This is a genomic window from Paenibacillus sp. ATY16 (assembly GCF_003399985.2).
GTDB classification, from domain to species: Bacteria; Bacillota; Bacilli; order Paenibacillales; family Paenibacillaceae; genus Pristimantibacillus; species Pristimantibacillus glycanilyticus.
The window spans coordinates 54,091-72,284 of record NZ_NMOK02000046.1; the positions used below are offsets into that span (position 1 = coordinate 54,091).

The window sequence follows — 18,194 nt, forward strand, 5'->3', positions numbered from 1 at the left end:
GTTACGGGTATCGAAAAAGATAGGTACATGAGTAGCGGAAGGGAATGTTCATAGAGTGAAATTTTTTCATACTGCAGACTGGCATTTAGGCAAGCTTGTGCAGGGTGTATATATGACGGAAGACCAGCGGCATGTGCTGGAGCAATTTGTAAGCGCGGTAGAGCTGGAACGGCCGGATGCCGTTATTATCGCAGGCGATCTGTACGACAGGGCAATCCCGCCGACGGAAGCGGTGGATCTGCTTGACGAGCTGCTGGAGAGGATTGTTGTTGGGCTGGATACGCCTGTGCTGGCGATCTCGGGCAACCATGACAGTCCGGACCGGATTGACTTCGGAACGGCCATGATGGAAAGCCGCGGGCTTCATATCGCCGGAAGATTGAGAACGGAACATAAGCCGGTTGTGCTGAAGGACGCGTTTGGCGAGGTGCATGTGCATCTGGTGCCTTATGCCGACCCGGCCCAAGTACGGATTACTTACGAAGACGAGAATATCCGGACGCATGATGAAGCCATGCGCGCGATCACGGAGCGGATTGCCAAGCAAATGGACCCGGCTGCGAGACATATCGTTGTGGGACATGCTTTCGTCACGGCAACGGGCGCGGCGGAGCCTAATACAAGCGACTCGGAACGCCCGCTTTCGATTGGCGGAGCCGAGCATGTGCGGGCGGATTATTTTTCACCGTTCCATTATACCGCTCTTGGGCATCTGCATCAGGCGCATTTTGTCGGCAGCGAAAAAATCCGTTACGCGGGTTCTCCGCTCAAGTATTCGATCTCCGAGGAGCATCACAATAAAGGCTATCTCGTTGTGGAGATGGACGCGGACGGGAACGTGGCGATTGAGAAAAGAGAGCTGAAGCCGCTGCGCGATATGCGGCGGATTGCCGGTCCGATTGAAGAGATCGAGACCCATCCGGTGAACGAGGATTACGTCTTTGTTACGCTGCTGAACGACAACCCCGTCCTGTTCCCGATGGAGAAGGTTCGGGCGGTTTACCCGAATGCCCTCCATGTGGAGCGCAGGGTAACGGCCGTTCGCGGCATTGGCGAGGATGCCGATACCCCGGAGACGGCGGTGCGGAGGAGCGAAGCCGATCCGGTAAGCCTGTTCGAATCCTTTTATCTCGAAGTGAAGGGTGTAGCGCTTGATGAGCCGAAAAAACGGCTGTTCGCCGATACGTTTGGCGGATTGCTGCGAGAGGAGGGGGAAGCAGGGTGAGACCTCTCAAAATTACGATGACGGCCTTTGGCCCGTACCGCGATGCGGAGACCGTTGATTTCAGCGAGCTGGGGGAGCATCGCCTGTTTGTTATTTCGGGCAGTACCGGCGCAGGCAAAACAACGATTTTTGACGCGATCTGCTTTGCCTTATACGGAACCGCAAGCGGCGAGGACCGCTCGGAGCCCCGTATGCTGCGGAGCCATTTCGCCGATGACGAGAAGCATACCGCCGTTGAGCTGGATTTTGCCGTGGGACGCCGGATGTACCGGGTATTTCGTCAGCTTCCCCACCGGAAGGGCACGAACAAAAGCGAGACGGGCGGCAAAGCAGAGCTGTACGAGCTGACGGGCGGCGAAGCCGTACCGGCGGTGGACCGGTTTATGGTCGGCGACGTCAACGCCAAGCTGGAGACGATTATCGGCCTGACGAAGGAGCAGTTCAATCAGATCGTGATGCTGCCGCAGGGCGAATTCCGCAAGCTGCTCACTTCGGATACGGATAATAAAGAAGAGATTTTGCGCCGGATATTCCGGACGGAGCTGTATCAGCGGCTCGAGACGCGCTTCCAGCAGCAGAACCGGGAGCTTGGGGACCAGCTGAAGGAAGCGAAGATCCGCTTGGACCACTTCATGAAGCAGGCGGCGGATAACTTGCCGCGCAGGGAAGACAGCCAGCTTGCGTTGACGCTGGCGCAGGAGCTGTACAATGCGGCGCAGCTGTCCGAAGCGCTGGAGCAGGAGATTGGCTATTACCGCCAGCTCATGGCGGAAGGCGAATCGGGCAAGCGCGAGCTGCAGCGGCAGCTTGGCGAGCAGGAGCAAGCGCTGCAAGGCGAGCTGGCGCTGCACGCGCGCTTCGCGGAGCTGGCAAGCGAGCGGGCGAAGCGGGAGCGGCTCGCGGCGCAAAGCGCTGAACATGCGGAGCGCGAACGCCGGCTGCTGCTCGCGGAACGCGCGGCGCAGCTGGCGCCGTACGCGGAGCAGGCGGTCCGCGCCGAGCGGGATGCCGCGGCGAAGCAGCAGGCCCGCGACATGCGGCGCCAGGCGGCGGAGGCCGCGAAGGAGGCGCTCGCGGCAGCCGAGGAGCGGCATCGCCGCGAGGAGGAGCGCGGCGCGGCGCGGCAGGCGGCGGAGCGCGAGCTGCACCGCCTCGCGGAGCTGGCGCCGGCGGTGCAGACGCTGGAGGCGCAGCGCGTAGCGGTTGAGCAGCTGGCGGCCGCGGAGAAGAGCGGAGCGGCGAAGCTTGCTTCGGCGGAGGCGCTCATCGCCGAAGCGAAGGAAGCCAAGCTGACGCTGGCATCGCAGCTTAAGGCGATCGAGGGCGCGGTTGAGGCGCTGCCGGGCGTTGTTGAACAAAGAAATCAGGTCCTTCAGACTGGCAAATATATTTCCAAGTTAATTGAACTGGAGAAGGAGCTTGTCTCCCATGCATCCGTGATTGATGAGCGGGCATTATCGCTTGCTCAAATCCGCGAGGAGCATGACCGGCTGGAACGCAGTTGGATTGAAGGGCAAGCAAGCCTGCTGGCCGCCCATCTTTATGACGGCCAGCCTTGCCCGGTCTGCGGCAGCCAGGAGCATCCGGGCAAAGCCGTTGCGGCGGAAGCCGTGCCGTCCAGGGAGCAGCTCCAGCAGGCGAAGGAGCAGCTGTCCCGTTACGAACGCGAGCTGAACGAAGCGAAGCTGCAGGCGGCGGCAACGCGTTCGAGCTGGGAAGGAAGCGCGGCGGAGCTTGCGGAGTACGGGGCGGAAGCTTCCGGGCTAGCCGAGCAGCAGGCCGAGCTTCGTAAACGCTGGAAGCAGCTGAATGAGGAAGCGGAACGGCTAGGTGCGCAGGCCGAGCAAGGCAAGCAGATGAAGCAGCGGGCGGAAGAGATCGAGCAGAAGCTGGAGCAGCTTCAGCAGGCGAAGGATAAGCTGCAGGCCGAACAGCAGCGGATTGCGGTCGAGCGCGGCGCCAAGCAGTCGGCGCTCGAAAAGGAGCTTGAGCGCATTCCGGAGGAGCTCCGTTCTCCGAAGGAGATGGAGATGCGGCTTAAGCAGCAGCGCAGTCTTGCGGAGTCTCTTGCCGCAGCTTGGAAAGAGGCGCAGGATGGACTGCTGCGGATGCGCGCGAAGTTTGCCGAAGAGCAGGCACATGCGGAGCAGACCGAGCAGCAGCATGCCGAAGCCCGGGACAATGCGGCGCTCGCAGCCGCACGGTTCGAGGAGGAGCTTGCGAAGGCGGAGTTTAGCTCCGCGGAAGCATTCCGCGAGGCTCATCTGCCGGATCAGGAGAGACGGGCGCTGAAGGAGCAGCTCGAGGCGTATAAGACGGCCGTAGCAGCCGCCGGCAAGCGGATTGAAGAGCTGGAGCAGGAGTTAGCTGGCAAGGAGCAGGCGGACATTGAAGCGCTGAAGACGGCAATTGCCGAGCTGAAAGCGCGGATTGAGGCAGCGGCGAACGCGCTGCAGATTGCTTCCCGGTTCGCCGAGGATGCAGACAAGCTGAAGACGGCTATTGACCAAGCTTCGGCTAAGGTTAAGGAGCTGGAAGCAAAGCTTGAGCAGGTCCTGGATCTGTACCAGATGCTTAAAGGCGACAACGCACTCAAAATATCATTCGAACGTTATATTCTTATCGAATATCTGGAACAGATTTTGCATGCCGCAAACGTCCGGCTCCGCCATTTGTCCGGCGGCCAGTTCGTTCTGCAGCGCAGCGACCGGCTTGAGACGCGAGGCAAACAAAGCGGGCTTGGCCTTGATGTCTACGATGCTTATACCGGCCAGAACCGGGATGTGAAGACGATGTCGGGCGGCGAGAAGTTTAATGCCTCGTTATGCCTTGCGCTTGGCATGACTGATATCATTCAAGCATTCCAAGGCGGCGTCTCCATCGAGATGATGTTTATTGACGAAGGCTTTGGCTCGCTGGACGAGGATTCGCTTAACAAAGCGATTGAGGCGCTTGTGGACCTGCAGCGTTCAGGCCGGATGATTGGCGTTATTTCCCACGTGCAGGAGCTTAAAGCAGCCTTCCCGGCTACTCTCGAAGTGTACAAGACGAAGGAAGGCTACAGCCGGACATCCATTGCCGTAAGGTGAGTTGGTTTTCTGGTTATTGTAAAATAATGGGTTGACACTTTTGCCGGTCAAGCCGTATATTGAAAAGACATATGCGGCAACGCCATTTCTATTCGAACGGGAAGCACCCTTCGAACCAGCCTTTGGGCTTGGTTTGAGGGGTGCTTTTTTTTGTTGTCGGCTGCCGCTATGAATATTGTATAAGGAGGATTTACACGCATGACATTTCGAATGCCGGCTACTGCCTTGCTGTTAGCTCTTCTGCTGTCTGCCATTTTCCCGGCGGCGGTTGCGGAAGCGGCCGTTTATTCCTTATCCGCAACGGCGCAGAAGCAGTTCGACAAAACCAAGGCCGGGCTGCCGTCTACTGACGCGGCGAAGCTCCAGTCGCTGTATCTAAGCTTTGTCCAGCAGCAGAACGTTATTGGAGAGAAGGATACGCGGATCAAAGCAACTGCCAAAACAAACGACGACAAGGAGTCTGAGATCCGGCAGAAAATCCGGCTGATCGACAAGGCGAAGCTGGATGCGCTGGACAAGAAGGTTACGCAATTAAAGAACGATTATCAGCCTTTGTTTAATCAATACGAAGCTGCCCAAGCGGAGCTGAAGGCGGCGCGGAAGTTCGGCATCAAGGAGCTGACCGCGGCCGTACAGCTGAAGGTGGACCTGCTGGAGATATCGGTAAAAAGCGCCAAAGAGGAGATACGCGCCGCGCAAAGCGCGTTAAGCTCGGCCAAAACATCCGCAAACGACAAAATGAAGCGGCTTCGCGGGCAGCTTGAAGCCATTACCGAAGAGGAGCGGAAAATCGCCGTAGCAAAGTCCGCGATCAGTCAGCTGAACAAGCAAAAATCGGCGGAGTGGAGCGATTTGCTGTACGCGCTGCGAGGCTATGACGGCAAAACCTCCATTCGTTCGCTTACTACGCTGACCACGGTCGTGAAGCAAATAACGGATCAACAGGCGAGGATAGAGGGCTATGAGAAGAAGATTGCGGATATTAACAAGACCGTTGCTGCCCAGCTGAATTAGGGTGGATATACGAGAAGAGGCTGTTCCCAGGGGAACAGCCTCTTTTGCTGAAGGTAGATTATTTGTTGCTAAATTGTCGATTGCGCGGCAGCGGAGACAAGGCCTATAATGACAAGGCCGGCTGTCCCAAGCACAATCAGGCCGTTCAGCACGATGCCGATAATGGCGAATACTTTGCGGCGGTTTTTCTGAACGGCGCCAACAATGCCGAGGATCAGGCCGATAATGGCTATGCCGATGGATGCGATAATGCATAATCCGGCGATCATAATCGGTACCAAGTCAGACGGAAGCGTGCCCTCGCTTTCCATATTCTCGACTTCATTCAGGAACCCTTGGGCGTCGCCGGTTACGTTGCTCACAAACACGGTAGCGCTGATCACGCATCCAACGACAAGCAATAAAGTAACGAGTGCCAATATGAAGGAAGCGATGCCAAGTCCCGATTGCTTCACCGGTCCATTCTCCCTAACCGGAGCAAATGGATGGGAAGGCCTTGATGCGTACGGATTATCATAAGGCTGCTCGGGATTTGCGGATGAGCCGGTTTGCGGTTCTGGCTGCGAAGGATTGCGCGGTTCTTCCAAGAATGATCGACTCCTTTGTAATAAGTGGATTTCCTTGTAAGATTATACACAAACATGAAAGGGATGAAAACAAGATGTCTAATAAATATTTCGCTTACGGCGCGATAGGCGCTGCATTGGCGGTAGCTCTCGGGGCGTTTGGCGCTCACGGCCTGAAGGATACCTTGTCCGAGGATATGCTGGAGGTCTATGAAACCGGCGTCCGCTATCACATGTATCACGCGATTGGCTTAATGCTGGTGGCTTTGCTGGCAGACCGGATTGGCGACGTTAAGCTTGTGAGAGTGGGAGCGCGCCTGCTTATCGCAGGCATTATTTTGTTCAGCGGCAGCCTGTACGTCCTCGCGTTAAGCGACGTTAAAATATTGGGCGCCATCACCCCTCTTGGCGGTGTTGCCTTCTTGGCCGGCTGGGGCTGCATAGCGGCCGCGGCGCTGCGTGCCGGAAAAAAAGCATAACAAAATAGAATAGGCAAGGCCGCTCCCGGATGACTTGGAGCGGCTTTTTTATTGAAATTGTCCGCTCTGCCAAGGACGGCGAAAGCTGGTTGATCATGTGCCGAAGTATGACTGCTACTTGTCAAATATAGGTCTGTTATACTGCAAGATTCATGCCATAAATGGCGAAATGCTTTGTTTTTCGACATAAAACGCCTTTATTCTACAAGAATTATTTATTGTTTTAGTAAATATTTCTATACCGCACAGACCATATCGTTTATAATGAATCTAACCTTGCTTGACCTGACAAGAGGAAGGAAGTTGGTGCGTGACGAAACGGATGGACGGTTCGCCTAATAGACGGTATCGGGCTTCGCAGCCACAAGTCATGCTGCGGACAGCCGCTCTTGCGATAGCTATTGTGGCTGTGCTTTTCTGTGCAGCAGCCTTGTATAGGAATGCCGACCCCGTGTTGGAATGGACTTCGTCAATATTTGCCGTATTGGCGATTGCGATAACGGCAATCTTGTTTGCCAGGAACGGGCAAATGATCGGATTCCGGAATTTCCATACGCCAATCGTAGAGACACTGCTTCAGTCGGAAGCTGTTCCCTTGGCGATTTTGGATCGGGACGGCGTCATCATGGAGATGAACGTCGCCTCCAGCAATACGTTGGGCTACTTACGCCAGGACCTGCTTGGCAAGCCGCTTGCTCCGCTGCTGGAGCCGGGCAGCCGGAGCAGCCTGCAGGAGATGCTGGAGCATGCGCTTCAAGGAAAATCGGAGCAGCGCAATATTAATATTACGCATCGTTCGGGTTTTCCGCTGGAGCTGCAAATCATCAGTTCTCCCATGCTGAGAGACGACGAGGTGATCGGAACCGTCATCGTCAGCCAGGATTTGAGCGACCGGAAGCGGAATATCGAGCGGATTCGTTACATGGCCTATTACGACGATATGACGGGCCTGCCTAACCGCACCTTATTCCATATTCGGTTGAATGAAAGCCTTGCTTTTGCCAGAGAGCATGACCGGATGATTGGCCTTTGTTATTTGGATCTAGACCGGTTTAAGCTGGTTAACGCCTCGTTTGGACGCGAATTTGGCGACATGCTGCTCTTGCAGGTAGCGGAGCGTCTTACGAGTGCGATTGGCGAGCAGGGAATCGTAGCCCGGATGGAGGGCGATGAATTCGCCTTGCTGCTCCATGATATCGAATCGGAAGAGCAGCTGATCGAATTGTCGCGCGGCTTGCTGCACGCCATTGACGAGCCGTTTGAGCTGAAGGGCTTCCCGCTTCATATAACCGGTAGTCTTGGGGCGGTAACCAGCCTTGTCAAAGAGGATGAAGGCTATTCGCTTCTAAAGAAAGCCGATATTGCCCTGGTAAAGGTGAAGGAGAGCGGCAAAAACGACTGCATGCTCTATTCAGAGAGCTGGAGTAACTCCTCCTTCGAGCGGCTGACGCTTCAGCACGAGATGTACCGCGCCATCCAGCGCAAAGAATTTATTCTGCTCTATCAGCCGCAATACGATCTGGTATCGGGCATGATGGTAGGCGTCGAAGCGCTGGTCCGCTGGAGACATCCGGCGAAAGGGATGATTCCGCCGGGTGAATTTATTCCAATCGCGGAAGAGAGCGGAATGATTGTCCAGATTGGCGACTGGGTGCTGGAGGAGGCCTGCCGGCAAAACAAAGAGTGGCAGGATGCCGGCCTTCCGCCGATGCCGGTATCGGTGAATCTCTCGATCCGTCAGTTCGTGCAGCAGGATCTGGCGACGAAAGTAGCTTCGGTGCTGGAGAAGACCGGGTTAAAGCCGGAATATCTCGATCTGGAAATCACCGAATCGATGACGATGGATACCGGCCACGTATCCCGCTGCCTGCTCGAGCTTACGGATATGGGAGTCGGCATTAGCGTGGACGATTTCGGAACGGGCTACAGCTCTTTTCATTACTTAAAGAACTTCCCGATTGACCGTTTGAAGATCGACCGCTCCTTCGTAAGGGATATTCAGCAAGACCCTAGCGACGCGGAGATTGTTGCGGCCATTATCGCAATGGCGCATAACCTGAACATACAGGTTATTGCCGAGGGCGTCGAGAACGAGGAACAGATGGAGTTTTTACGGAAGCATAACTGCGATGAGATGCAGGGCTATTTCTGGAGTCCTCCGGTGTCAAGCGCTGACATCGAGCAAATGCTTGGAGCGGCCTATATTCAATAATTTGTTCTAACGAACAAAGAAGCTGTCCTTTCGTCGAATACGAGAGGGCAGCTTCTTTTCTTTAATCTTGGAAATCCTCGATCTCATTAAGCCTGAACGTATAGACCTGCTTCTCGTCCACGTGATAGACCGTAATTAGATTACCTTCCTCATCTATGTTTAGAATGCGGCAAGGGATGCTGAGCTTAATTCCAAGTCCTTTGTTCACAATGAGGCGAATCAATTTATTGCTTTTCATAAAAGCCCGGATCGAATCGAGTCCGTTGCCGGATGCGGGAACGGCAGGAGCGACGGAAGCGGCAGAAGCAACGGGAGGTACGGGAGACGGGGCTGCTTGGGCAGCTGACTTCGCGGCCAGAGGCACGGGAACCGGCTGGCTGCCGGGCAGTTCCGTTTTTCGTTGATCGATAAGCTGTCCGAGCTGAATTCCGTTAAGTATGCGATAGTCGGCGTAAGCACCTTGGTTAAGCGATTTCAAAAGCTTCTCCAAGGCCGCAGCGTTGCTGTCCCCTTCAACGAGTAATTCAACCTGGAATACGTATGAGTTTGTGCGGGCCGGTTGTGTTGGTTTCATAGTTCCTCCGGACTAATAATTAATATGATCTTTATAAATATATCATCAAAAAGGTTGGACACATAGTCCTAAAAATAAGCAAGTAACCAACACTGCTTTGCAGCTTCTGCATATAATGTTGTTGCGGTTCGAACTGACCTGTCATGGCCTGTAGTAAAGGAGGTGTCCAAAATGATGAGAATGGTTCCTATACCTCTCGGGGACGGTATTACCGCGCTTGGCGTTGAGGTGAAGCTGCCGAAAACAACCCTGCTCTCCATCTCCACGGATAGAGGATATATCATGTGCGGAGCGCTTGATGTGGGGCTGCTTAACGATCGGCTGAAAGATAGAGAAATAATCGCGGGTAGAGCAGTTGGCGTAAAAACATTGGAGGAACTGCTTGCGGCGCCTCTTGAATCCGTAACAACTACTGCGGAATCGCTTGGCATCACTGTCGGGATGAATGGCGCAGATGCGCTCCGCTTAATGATATAGCACTCGAGTGCATGAACGAAGAGGCAGCCTCCCGCCAAAGGAGACTGCCTCTTATTGTCTTATTGCTCGAACAGCTTTTTGAGATTGACGTCAAATGGCGCTTCGATGATGCCCTTCTCCGTAATAATAGCCGTTACGTATTCGTTAGGCGTAATATCGAAGGCAGGATTGTAGACCTTCACGCCTTGCGGAGCGGTACGTTTGCCGAAACCTTCCGTAATCTCCTCCGCATTTCGTTCTTCGATCGGAATCTCGGCCCCGGTAGGGGTATTCAAATCGATGGTCGACAGCGGGCAGGCTACATAGAACGGAATGCCATGAGCCTTCGCCAGTACCGCAACGCTGTACGTACCGATTTTGTTCGCCACGTCCCCGTTGGCGGCAACGCGGTCCGTGCCTACGATGACGGCGTTTACCCAGCCCTTGGACATGACATGACCGGCCATGTTGTCGCAAATGAGAGTAACGTCAACGCCAGCTTGCTGCAGCTCGAACGCCGTGAGGCGCGCGCCTTGCAGAACCGGACGAGTCTCGTCGGCAAATACCCGGATGTTCATGCCGCGTTCCTTGGCCAGATAGAATGGGGCAAGCGCAGTGCCGTATTTCGCCGTAGCGAGTCCGCCCGCGTTGCAATGCGTAAGCACGCCGATATCGTCCTGGAACAGGGACAACGCATGCTCGCCGATGAGGCGGTTTGTTTCTTCGTCTTCGCTTTGAATGGCAATGGCTTCGATTAGCAGCGCCTCTTTCAAAGCTTCAAGCGAATGGCCTTCGGAAGCGAGAGCTTCCGCTCGGGCTTTCATCCGGTCCAGCGCCCAGAACAGATTAACGGCCGTTGGACGGGAAGTAGCCAGATACTGCGCAGCTTTGCGCACATCCGCAAGCCAATCCTCGGCGGAACCCGCGTCGCGGCTTCCCAGCACTACGCCGTAAGCCGCGGAAATACCGATAGCAGGCGCGCCTCTGACCTTCAAATGGCGAATGGCTTCCCATACGTCTTCTTGCGTTACAAGCGGCAAATAAACGATTTCTTCCGGCAGCAGCCGTTGGTCGAGCAGATCCAGCTTATCGTCATGCCAGATGACGGATTGCAGGCCCGCATAGTTTTCTGTAGTCATCTTGTAAATCCTCTCTTGATTCCGTATTTCCGTTACTGCTTAGCTTCGGCAGTCAGAACAACATCAATGGCTTGTTCAATGGATACCGCGCGGCGGTTCAAATGAATGAGGGAGGTGCCGATTTCCAGAGCAAGGCGCTGCGCGCGTTCGCGTGCGGCCGCATCCGGAATGGTATCGATATCGGCAACATGAGCCAGGCCGACGATGCGGCGCACAACCTTGCAGCCGGCATAACCGATTGCATCTTGAAGCAGACGGCTCATGTACAGATCCTGATAGCCCGGCGTTTCGTTAGCCATGCGGTCCACGCCATGCTCGTTCCACAAAGCGCGGAATTTCCGGTCGAACTTCGTCCACGTATCGCGGATCGTCTCGAGCAGGTAGCCGCGGAAACCGGCAAGCTCTTTCTCATCCTTGATCCAATGGCCTTGTCCCGCATAGTTCAGCAGAAGGTTGGCGATAACCGCGCCGATATCGAAGCCGATTGGGCCGTAATAAGCAAATTCAGGGTCGATTACTTTTGTTGATTCCGGCGTAGCGAAGACGCTTCCGGTATGCAGGTCACCATGCAGCAAGGCTTGCGCGCTTGTCAGGAACTTCTCGCGGAGCAGAGCAACTTCGAGATGAAGGGCTTTATCCTCGCGGAGCGCCGCGGCGGCATCCTCAATGGCGGGTTCGATATTATTGTTGGAAGATACCGTATACGGATCGTCGAAAATGAGATCTTCCGTTATTTTGCACAGGTCCGGATTGATGAACTCTTTAACGCGCTGTTTTTTGTCCTGCTGGTTCATGCCGAGATCCGAAGTGAAGAACAGCGTATTTGCCATAAAGGTCGAAATATCTTCCGCGAATTTCGGATAACGGATGCCTTTAATAAGCCCTTGGCGCATAATCAGGTGATCGCTCAGATCCTCCATGACCGTAAGCGCAAGCTCGGCGTCGTACCGGTATACAACGGGCACAAGTCCGGGAGCAAGCTTGTTCTGGAGAATCAGGGACTCGCTCTCGATCCGGGCGCGGTCGAGCGACAACGGCCAGGATTCGCCGACAACCTTCGCGTAAGGAAGGGCCTGCTTCATAATGAGGCTTTTGCCGCTTGCCGGATCGGTAATGTGGAAGACGAGATTCAAGTTTCCGTCGCCGATTTCACGGCAGTTAAGCTGAGCACCTGCAGGGAAAAAACCTTCGATGCCGCCTGCGATTTCAATCGCTTCTTGTTCGGTTAATGCATGATAAGCAGACATGGTTCGTCCACCTCCGATTTCGTATTTGAAAAGGCGTCTTAATGCCTAGTAAACTCCTCAACATAGTATAGCGGATATTATTTCGCCTTGGAATACCTCCAAATGATATAATGTTACATGATTAAGGACAAGCGGGCAATGCGTGGAAGCTCCATGGAGCAAGAGTAATCACATTTTTATACGAAGGAGGTCCTTTAATGTCGAATAACGAACGGGAGCCGGTTGCGCTCAAGGAATGGGCCGTGACGGTAAAAGCGCTGCGGGAAGGGCATCTTATCCTTGTTATGCGCAAAGGCGGGATTGTCGAGGAGACGCGGGATTTTCAGCTGGTGAGCAAAGGCTTCTATTTAATGCCCGCATACGAGCATCAGAAGGAGCATTTGCTGAAGGATGCTTATCAAGGGCAGATCCAGGGTATTATGCAGGGCTGGTCGCCCGACATGCCGTCCATGGAGCTGAACGCTTACGCGGAAGCGGTAGAGGATATCGAGATTACGGACCAGGAGACTTTGGACCGGATCCGAGATTTCCACATTTGGACGGATACGTTCGCCGAGGAGCGGCTCAAATGGAAGCGCACGAAGCCGCTGCATTTGCTTTTGCTGAGAGTATACCGTCTGGAGAAACCGGTAGAGCTGCCGATGCAGCCTGCTTATAGCGGATGCAAATCTTGGGTAAAACTGGATGAGGGGGTGCTTCGGCCTGCCATGACTCCCGTAATACCGGATGAACAATTCCGGCAGCAGGTTGAATTAATCAAACAAGCATTAATAGGAAGAGATATTACGGAGGGCTCCTAATTCGAGCTGCCGGACGTTCCCGCATTGATTAATAACAAAACTTATAATAAAATAATTATTGAGAATCAATGAGAATCACTCTATAATATTCCCATTTGGAAAGCTTTTATAGGGATGAGCCTAAAAACCGATTACCAACCTTGGAGGGATAAGTATATTATGGCAACGCATTTTGTCATCGATGGCCTGAAAGCAGAGATCGAAGGAAAAGAGATTTTGAAAGGCATTAACCTTGAAATCAAAGGCGGAGAAATCCATGCGATCATGGGTCCTAACGGTACGGGTAAAAGTACTCTCGCATCCGCACTGATGGGTCACCCGAAATACGAAGTAACGGAAGGCTCCGCTACGATTGACGGCGAAGACCTGCTGGAAATGAGCGTTGACGAGAGAGCACGCGCCGGCCTGTTCCTTGCTATGCAATATCCTAGCGAGATTCCCGGCGTTACGAACTCCGACTTCCTCCGCAGCGCAATCAACGCGCGCCGCGAAGAAGGCAGCGAAATTTCGCTGATCAAATTCATCCGCCAAATGGAAAAGAAAATGAAGGATCTTGAGATGAACCCTGAGTTCGCTCACCGTTACCTGAACGAAGGCTTCTCCGGCGGCGAGAAAAAACGTAACGAAATTTTGCAAATGGCTATGCTTGAGCCGAAAATCGTCGTTCTTGACGAGATTGACTCCGGCCTCGACATTGACGCCCTGAAAATCGTATCCAACGGCGTGAACGCTATGCGTTCCGAAGACCGCGGATTCCTGATCATTACTCACTACCAACGTTTGCTGAACTATATCACGCCTGACTTCGTACACGTTATGATGCAAGGCCGTATCGTGAAATCCGGCGGTCCGGAGCTTGCGGAGCGTCTTGAAAACGAAGGCTATGATTGGGTTAAAGAAGAACTCGGCATTGTTGACGAAACAGTAGGCCAAGCTTAATCGGCGGGGAAGGGAGCATAACGGGATGAGTACACAATTAACGACTCCGACGGACCGTCAATCGGCCGAAGCGCTTGCACGCAGCAAAGGCGAACCGCAATGGCTCGTCGATCTTCGCGGTGAAGCGGCTGAGCTGGCTGGTACATTGGAATGGCCGAAGCCGGAGAAAATGCGTATCGACCGCTGGAATTTGACTGCTGTCGGCGCTTACGAGCAAGGCAAAGCGGTAGGTTCGGTTGCCGAACTGCCGGAAGTAGTCCGCGAGCTGGTCGCTGAAGGCACGGAGAATATCGTTGTTCAGCACAACTCGAGCGCGGTTCTGAAGCAATTGTCTGCAGAGCTTGCCGCTAAAGGCGTTATTTTCACAGATCTCGAGACAGCATGCAAAGAGCATGCGGATCTCGTTAAACCATATTTGTTCCAAGCGGTATCCGCTGGCGAGAACAAGCTGACCGCGATGCACGCGGCACTGTGGAACGGCGGCGTATTCGTATACGTGCCTAAAAACGTTGAAGTCGAGCTTCCGCTTCAAGCGGTGCTGTTCAACAACAAAGCAGGCGCCGCATTTGCTCCGCACATTCTGATCGTTGCGGAAAGCAACAGCTCGGTTACTTACGTGGATTATGTCGTATCCGAACCGGGTTCGATCGATGCGGCGTTCGTCCATCACTCGGTTGTTGAAGTATTCGTGAAGCCGGGCGCGCATGTTCGTTTCGGTTCCATTCACCATATGGCCGAGAATGGCGTTGATATGACGCTCCGCCGCTCCGTTATCGAGAATGACGGACAAATGGAGTGGGTTGTCGGCGACTTGAACGACGGCTACACGGTTTCCGATACGGTATCCTTGCTGAAAGGCAATGGCTCGAACTCCGATGCGAAAGTCATCAGCATCGGCGGCAACGAGATGAAGATGAGCCTTACGACGCAAGCGACGCATTTCGGCCGCAGCTCGGAGTCCAACATGGTAACCCGTGCGGTTATGAGAGATAACGCTACGGCTATCATCAACGGCATCACTAAGATCGAGAAGGGCGCTACGAAAGCTAACGGCGTGCAAACGGAAAAAGTTCTGATGCTCAGCCCGAAAGCGCGCGGTGACGCCAATCCGATCCTTCTGATCGACGAGGACGATGTTAAAGCGGGCCACGCGGCAAGCGTAGGCCAGGTTAACCCGGAGCAGGTTTATTACCTGATGTCCCGCGGAATCAGCAAGCAAGACGCTGAACGTTTAATTATTTACGGATTCTTGGCGCCTGTCGTATCGGAAATTCCGATTGATGCGGTACGCGAGCAGCTTCAGCGTTTGCTCGAAAGGAAGCTTGAAGGATGAATATAGAAGCGGTAAGGGAGCAATTCCCGATACTGCATCAGCAGGTAAACGGGCATCCGCTCGTTTACCTCGACAGCGCGGCGTCTTCCCAGAAGCCGCGTTCCGTCATTGATGCGGTTAGTCGTTATTACGAACTGGATCACTCCAATGTGCACCGCGGAGTCCACACGCTTGGTTCCCGGGCGACGGATGCTTACGAAGGTGCACGGGAGAAGGTAGCCAAGTTTCTGAATGCGAAGTCGGCGGAAGAAATCGTATTCACGCGCGGTACGACGACGGCGCTTAACCTAGTCGCATCGAGCTATGCCCGCACCGTGTGCAAGGAAGGCGACGAGATCGTCATTACGCCGATGGAGCATCATGCCAACCTTATTCCGTGGCAGCAGGCAGCGAAAGCGACGGGAGCGACGCTGAAGTATATTCCTCTTCAGCCGGACGGCACGATTTCGTTGGCGGACGTGGAACAGACGGTTACGCCAAAAACAAAAGTCGTTGCGATGACTCACGTATCGAACGTGCTTGGCGTTGTGAATCCTATCAAGGAAGTTACGGCTATCGCGCACAAGAACGGTGCGGTAATGGTCGTTGACGGAGCGCAAAGCACGCCGCATATGAAGGTTGACGTACAGGATTTAGATTGCGATTTCTACGCTTTCTCTGGTCATAAAATGTGCGGGCCTACCGGTATCGGCGCGTTGTACGGCAAGAAGGAGCTCTTGTCGAACATGGAGCCGATCGAATACGGCGGCGAGATGATCGACTTTGTTGATTTGTATGAATCAACCTGGAAGGAATCCCCGTATCGCTTCGAAGGCGGTACGCCGATTATCGCGGGAGCCGTAGGACTTGGCGCCGCGATTGACTTCCTGGAGCAGATCGGACTTGACGAGATCGATAAGCATGAGAAGAAGCTGGCTGCCTACGCCTACGATAAACTGTCCACGATTGAAGACGTTACGATCTACGGACCAAAAACGAACCGCGTTGGTCTTGTCACGTTCAATCTGGGCGATATCCATCCTCATGACGTATCGACCGTGCTTGATTCTTACGGCATTGCGATTCGCGCAGGCCATCATTGCGCCCAGCCGCTGATGCGCTGGCTGAATGTATCGGCTACGGCGAGAGCAAGCTTTTATCTATACAATAACGAGGAAGAGATCGACCGCTTGGTGGACGGCCTCATCCGGACAAAGGAGTTCTTCGGTCATGCAATTGGATGATTTATATCGTCGAGTCATCATGGATCATTATAAAAATCCACGCAACCGCGGAACATTGGATACTGATGCCGTCACCATCAACTTGAACAACCCGACTTGCGGCGACCGCATCTCGCTTCAGCTTCAAGTAGAGGATGGCAAAGTAATCGATGCGAAATTCAGCGGAGAAGGCTGCTCCATCAGTTTAAGCTCCGCCTCTATGATGACGGAAGCAGTTAAAGGCAAAACTTACGATGAAGCTATGGAGCTTGCCGAACGATTCTCCGGATTGATGAAAGGCGAAGACGTCGAGTTCGAGGAGAACGAAGACATCGAAGCCTTGTCCGGGGTTAACAAGTTCCCTGCACGGATCAAATGCGCAACACTGGCGTGGAACGCATTGCGCAAAGGAATCGAGCAGAAGCACGTATAGAACGAATCGAATACTTGAAGGAGTGTGAATACCATGCCAGGAACAATGCCTGAAATGGAAGATTATAAGTATGGTTTCCGTGACGAGCATAAAGCGGTCTTCCAATCCGGTAAGGGATTGACGGAGGAAATCGTACGCACGATTTCCGAGATGAAAGGCGAGCCGGACTGGATGCTCGAATTCCGTCTGAAATCGCTGGAGCAATTCAACAAAATGCCAATGCCTAACTGGGGCGGCGACATGGCTGATCTTGATTTCAGCGACATTCAATACTATGTTAAGCCATCCGAGAAGCAAGGCAAGACATGGGAAGAAGTACCGCAAGAAATTAAAGAAACCTTCGATAAGCTGGGTATTCCCGAAGCGGAACAGAAGTTCCTTGCGGGCGTATCGGCTCAATACGAGTCCGAGGTCGTATACCACAGCATGCAGGAAGACCTGGAGAAGCAAGGCGTTATCTTCACCGATATGGACACAGCGCTTCGCGAATATCCGGACCTTGTAAAAGAATATTTCAGCACGATCATTCCTCGTACGGACAACAAATTCGCCGCTCTGAACAGCGCGGTATGGTCCGGCGGCAGCTTTATCTATGTTCCAAAAGGCGTGAAATGCGAAGTTCCGCTGCAAGCTTACTTCCGTATCAACTCCGAGAACATGGGCCAATTCGAACGTACGCTGATCATCGCCGACGAAGACAGCTTCGTACACTACGTAGAAGGCTGTACAGCTCCGATCTACAGCACGAACTCGCTGCATAGCGCGGTTGTAGAGATTCTCGTTAAGAAGAACGCTCGCTGCCGTTACACGACGATCCAGAACTGGGCGCCAAACATCTACAACCTCGTTACCAAACGCGCGGTTGCGGAAGAAAACGCGACGATGGAATGGGTTGACGGCAACATCGGCTCCAAGCTGACAATGAAATATCCTGCGGTAATCCTGAAAGGACGCGGCGCAAAAGGCATGGTGCTTTCCATCGCCGTTGCGGGCAAAGGCCAGCATCAGGATGCAGGCGCGAAAATGCTTCACCTGGCTCCTGACACAACGTCGACGATCGTATCGAAGTCGATCAGTAAGCATGGCGGTAAAGTAACTTATCGCGGTCTCGCATCGTTCGGACGCAATTCCGAAGGTTCGAAATCCAACATCAAATGCGATACGCTCATTCTCGATAACGAATCGACATCCGATACGATTCCTTACAACGAGATTATGAACGACAACATTACGCTCGAGCACGAAGCAACCGTATCGAAGGTATCCGAGGATCAGCTGTTCTACCTGATGAGCCGCGGATTGTCCGAAGCGGAAGCGACGCAAATGATCGTAATGGGCTTCATCGAGCCGTTTACGAAAGAGCTTCCGATGGAATACGCGGTTGAGATGAACCGTCTCATCAAGTTTGAGATGGAAGGCTCGATCGGTTAATAAATGGTTAGGATACGTGTCCGAGATTCCCGGGCACGTATTTTTTTGAGGGAAG

16 protein-coding genes are annotated in these 18,194 nt (G+C 53.8%); 12 read left to right on the forward strand and 4 right to left on the reverse strand.

The genetic code is table 11. From position 1 onward, the window contains the following. Positions 1-55 precede the first annotated feature (55 nt). From CFI03_RS24480 to CFI03_RS24490, 3 genes are all read left to right on the forward strand, one after another. On the forward strand, positions 56-1,225 hold the full coding sequence (locus CFI03_RS24480; protein WP_116394311.1) for an exonuclease SbcCD subunit D C-terminal domain-containing protein: 1,170 nt from the start codon (positions 56-58) through the stop codon (positions 1,223-1,225). Further along, positions 1,222-4,314 carry an AAA family ATPase gene (locus tag CFI03_RS24485; RefSeq protein ID WP_116394312.1) on the forward strand — a complete coding sequence of 1,031 codons (3,093 nt, stop codon included), beginning with the start codon at positions 1,222-1,224 and terminating at the stop codon, positions 4,312-4,314. Before CFI03_RS24480 ends, CFI03_RS24485 begins: the two co-directional genes overlap by 4 nt. Before the next feature lie 198 nt (positions 4,315-4,512). Then, positions 4,513-5,328, forward strand: a complete 816-nt coding sequence (locus tag CFI03_RS24490; protein ID WP_116394313.1) for a hypothetical protein — start codon at positions 4,513-4,515, stop codon at positions 5,326-5,328. A gap of 68 nt (positions 5,329-5,396) precedes the next feature. Here the strand turns inward: CFI03_RS24490 and CFI03_RS24495 are convergent, their stop codons facing one another. Continuing rightward, positions 5,397-5,915, reverse strand: coding sequence for a hypothetical protein (locus tag CFI03_RS24495; protein ID WP_116394314.1), 519 nt, complete (start codon positions 5,913-5,915; stop codon positions 5,397-5,399). Between the two features lie 74 nt (positions 5,916-5,989). Between CFI03_RS24495 and CFI03_RS24500 the strand changes: the two genes are divergently transcribed. Then, positions 5,990-6,373 (forward strand): DUF423 domain-containing protein, encoded by a 384-nt coding sequence (locus tag CFI03_RS24500; protein ID WP_116394315.1) that lies wholly within the window; start codon positions 5,990-5,992, stop codon positions 6,371-6,373. A gap of 310 nt (positions 6,374-6,683) precedes the next feature. Then, a complete protein-coding gene (locus CFI03_RS24505; RefSeq protein ID WP_116394316.1) occupies positions 6,684-8,585 on the forward strand; it encodes an EAL domain-containing protein in 1,902 nt (633 codons plus the stop codon). Positions 8,586-8,646: 61 nt separating this feature from the next. On the opposite strand, the gene CFI03_RS24510 is transcribed toward CFI03_RS24505, so the two are convergent. Continuing rightward, positions 8,647-9,159, reverse strand: a complete 513-nt coding sequence (locus CFI03_RS24510; RefSeq protein WP_116394317.1) for a hypothetical protein — start codon at positions 9,157-9,159, stop codon at positions 8,647-8,649. Between the two features lie 171 nt (positions 9,160-9,330). Here CFI03_RS24510 and CFI03_RS24515 point away from each other — a divergent pair, with 171 nt between their 5' ends. Then, a complete protein-coding gene (locus CFI03_RS24515; protein WP_116394318.1) occupies positions 9,331-9,636 on the forward strand; it encodes a YunC family protein in 306 nt (101 codons plus the stop codon). 59 nt (positions 9,637-9,695) lie between these two features. On the opposite strand, the gene mtnA is transcribed toward CFI03_RS24515, so the two are convergent. Further along, the gene (gene mtnA, locus CFI03_RS24520; protein ID WP_116394319.1) at positions 9,696-10,754 is read right to left on the reverse strand and encodes an S-methyl-5-thioribose-1-phosphate isomerase; all 1,059 of its coding nucleotides are present in this window, start codon (positions 10,752-10,754) and stop codon (positions 9,696-9,698) included. A gap of 32 nt (positions 10,755-10,786) precedes the next feature. After that, a complete protein-coding gene (mtnK, locus tag CFI03_RS24525; protein WP_116394320.1) occupies positions 10,787-12,001 on the reverse strand; it encodes an S-methyl-5-thioribose kinase in 1,215 nt (404 codons plus the stop codon). Positions 12,002-12,198: 197 nt separating this feature from the next. Here mtnK and CFI03_RS24530 point away from each other — a divergent pair, with 197 nt between their 5' ends. The 6 genes from CFI03_RS24530 (at position 12,199) to sufB (ending at position 18,139) form a co-directional block, all read left to right on the forward strand. Beyond that, positions 12,199-12,801, forward strand: coding sequence for a DUF1802 family protein (locus CFI03_RS24530; RefSeq protein WP_116394321.1), 603 nt, complete (start codon positions 12,199-12,201; stop codon positions 12,799-12,801). Between the two features lie 159 nt (positions 12,802-12,960). Then, positions 12,961-13,740 (forward strand): Fe-S cluster assembly ATPase SufC, encoded by a 780-nt coding sequence (gene sufC / locus CFI03_RS24535; RefSeq protein WP_116394322.1) that lies wholly within the window; start codon positions 12,961-12,963, stop codon positions 13,738-13,740. Between the two features lie 25 nt (positions 13,741-13,765). Next, on the forward strand, positions 13,766-15,073 hold the full coding sequence (sufD, locus tag CFI03_RS24540; protein ID WP_116394323.1) for a Fe-S cluster assembly protein SufD: 1,308 nt from the start codon (positions 13,766-13,768) through the stop codon (positions 15,071-15,073). Continuing rightward, complete coding sequence (locus CFI03_RS24545; protein WP_116394324.1) at positions 15,070-16,296, forward strand: cysteine desulfurase; 1,227 nt, start codon at positions 15,070-15,072, stop codon at positions 16,294-16,296. The genes sufD and CFI03_RS24545 overlap by 4 nt, the downstream gene beginning before the upstream one ends. Continuing rightward, positions 16,283-16,708, forward strand: a complete 426-nt coding sequence (gene sufU / locus CFI03_RS24550; protein WP_116394325.1) for a Fe-S cluster assembly sulfur transfer protein SufU — start codon at positions 16,283-16,285, stop codon at positions 16,706-16,708. Before CFI03_RS24545 ends, sufU begins: the two co-directional genes overlap by 14 nt. A gap of 33 nt (positions 16,709-16,741) precedes the next feature. After that, positions 16,742-18,139 (forward strand): Fe-S cluster assembly protein SufB, encoded by a 1,398-nt coding sequence (gene sufB, locus CFI03_RS24555; RefSeq protein ID WP_116394326.1) that lies wholly within the window; start codon positions 16,742-16,744, stop codon positions 18,137-18,139. Positions 18,140-18,194: the final 55 nt, after the last annotated feature.

Coding starts and splice junctions, on each gene's coding strand:
- CFI03_RS24530 (WP_116394321.1), top strand. CDS start 12,199: ATGTCGAATAACGAACGGGAGCCGGTTGCGCTCAAGGAATGGGCCGTG.
- mtnA (WP_116394319.1), bottom strand. CDS start 10,754: ATGACTACAGAAAACTATGCGGGCCTGCAATCCGTCATCTGGCATGAC.
- CFI03_RS24500 (WP_116394315.1), top strand. CDS start 5,990: ATGTCTAATAAATATTTCGCTTACGGCGCGATAGGCGCTGCATTGGCG.
- sufB (WP_116394326.1), top strand. CDS start 16,742: ATGCCAGGAACAATGCCTGAAATGGAAGATTATAAGTATGGTTTCCGT.
- sufC (WP_116394322.1), top strand. CDS start 12,961: ATGGCAACGCATTTTGTCATCGATGGCCTGAAAGCAGAGATCGAAGGA.
- CFI03_RS24510 (WP_116394317.1), bottom strand. CDS start 9,159: ATGAAACCAACACAACCGGCCCGCACAAACTCATACGTATTCCAGGTT.
- sufD (WP_116394323.1), top strand. CDS start 13,766: ATGAGTACACAATTAACGACTCCGACGGACCGTCAATCGGCCGAAGCG.
- mtnK (WP_116394320.1), bottom strand. CDS start 12,001: ATGTCTGCTTATCATGCATTAACCGAACAAGAAGCGATTGAAATCGCA.
- CFI03_RS24490 (WP_116394313.1), top strand. CDS start 4,513: ATGACATTTCGAATGCCGGCTACTGCCTTGCTGTTAGCTCTTCTGCTG.
- CFI03_RS24545 (WP_116394324.1), top strand. CDS start 15,070: ATGAATATAGAAGCGGTAAGGGAGCAATTCCCGATACTGCATCAGCAG.
- CFI03_RS24515 (WP_116394318.1), top strand. CDS start 9,331: ATGATGAGAATGGTTCCTATACCTCTCGGGGACGGTATTACCGCGCTT.
- sufU (WP_116394325.1), top strand. CDS start 16,283: ATGCAATTGGATGATTTATATCGTCGAGTCATCATGGATCATTATAAA.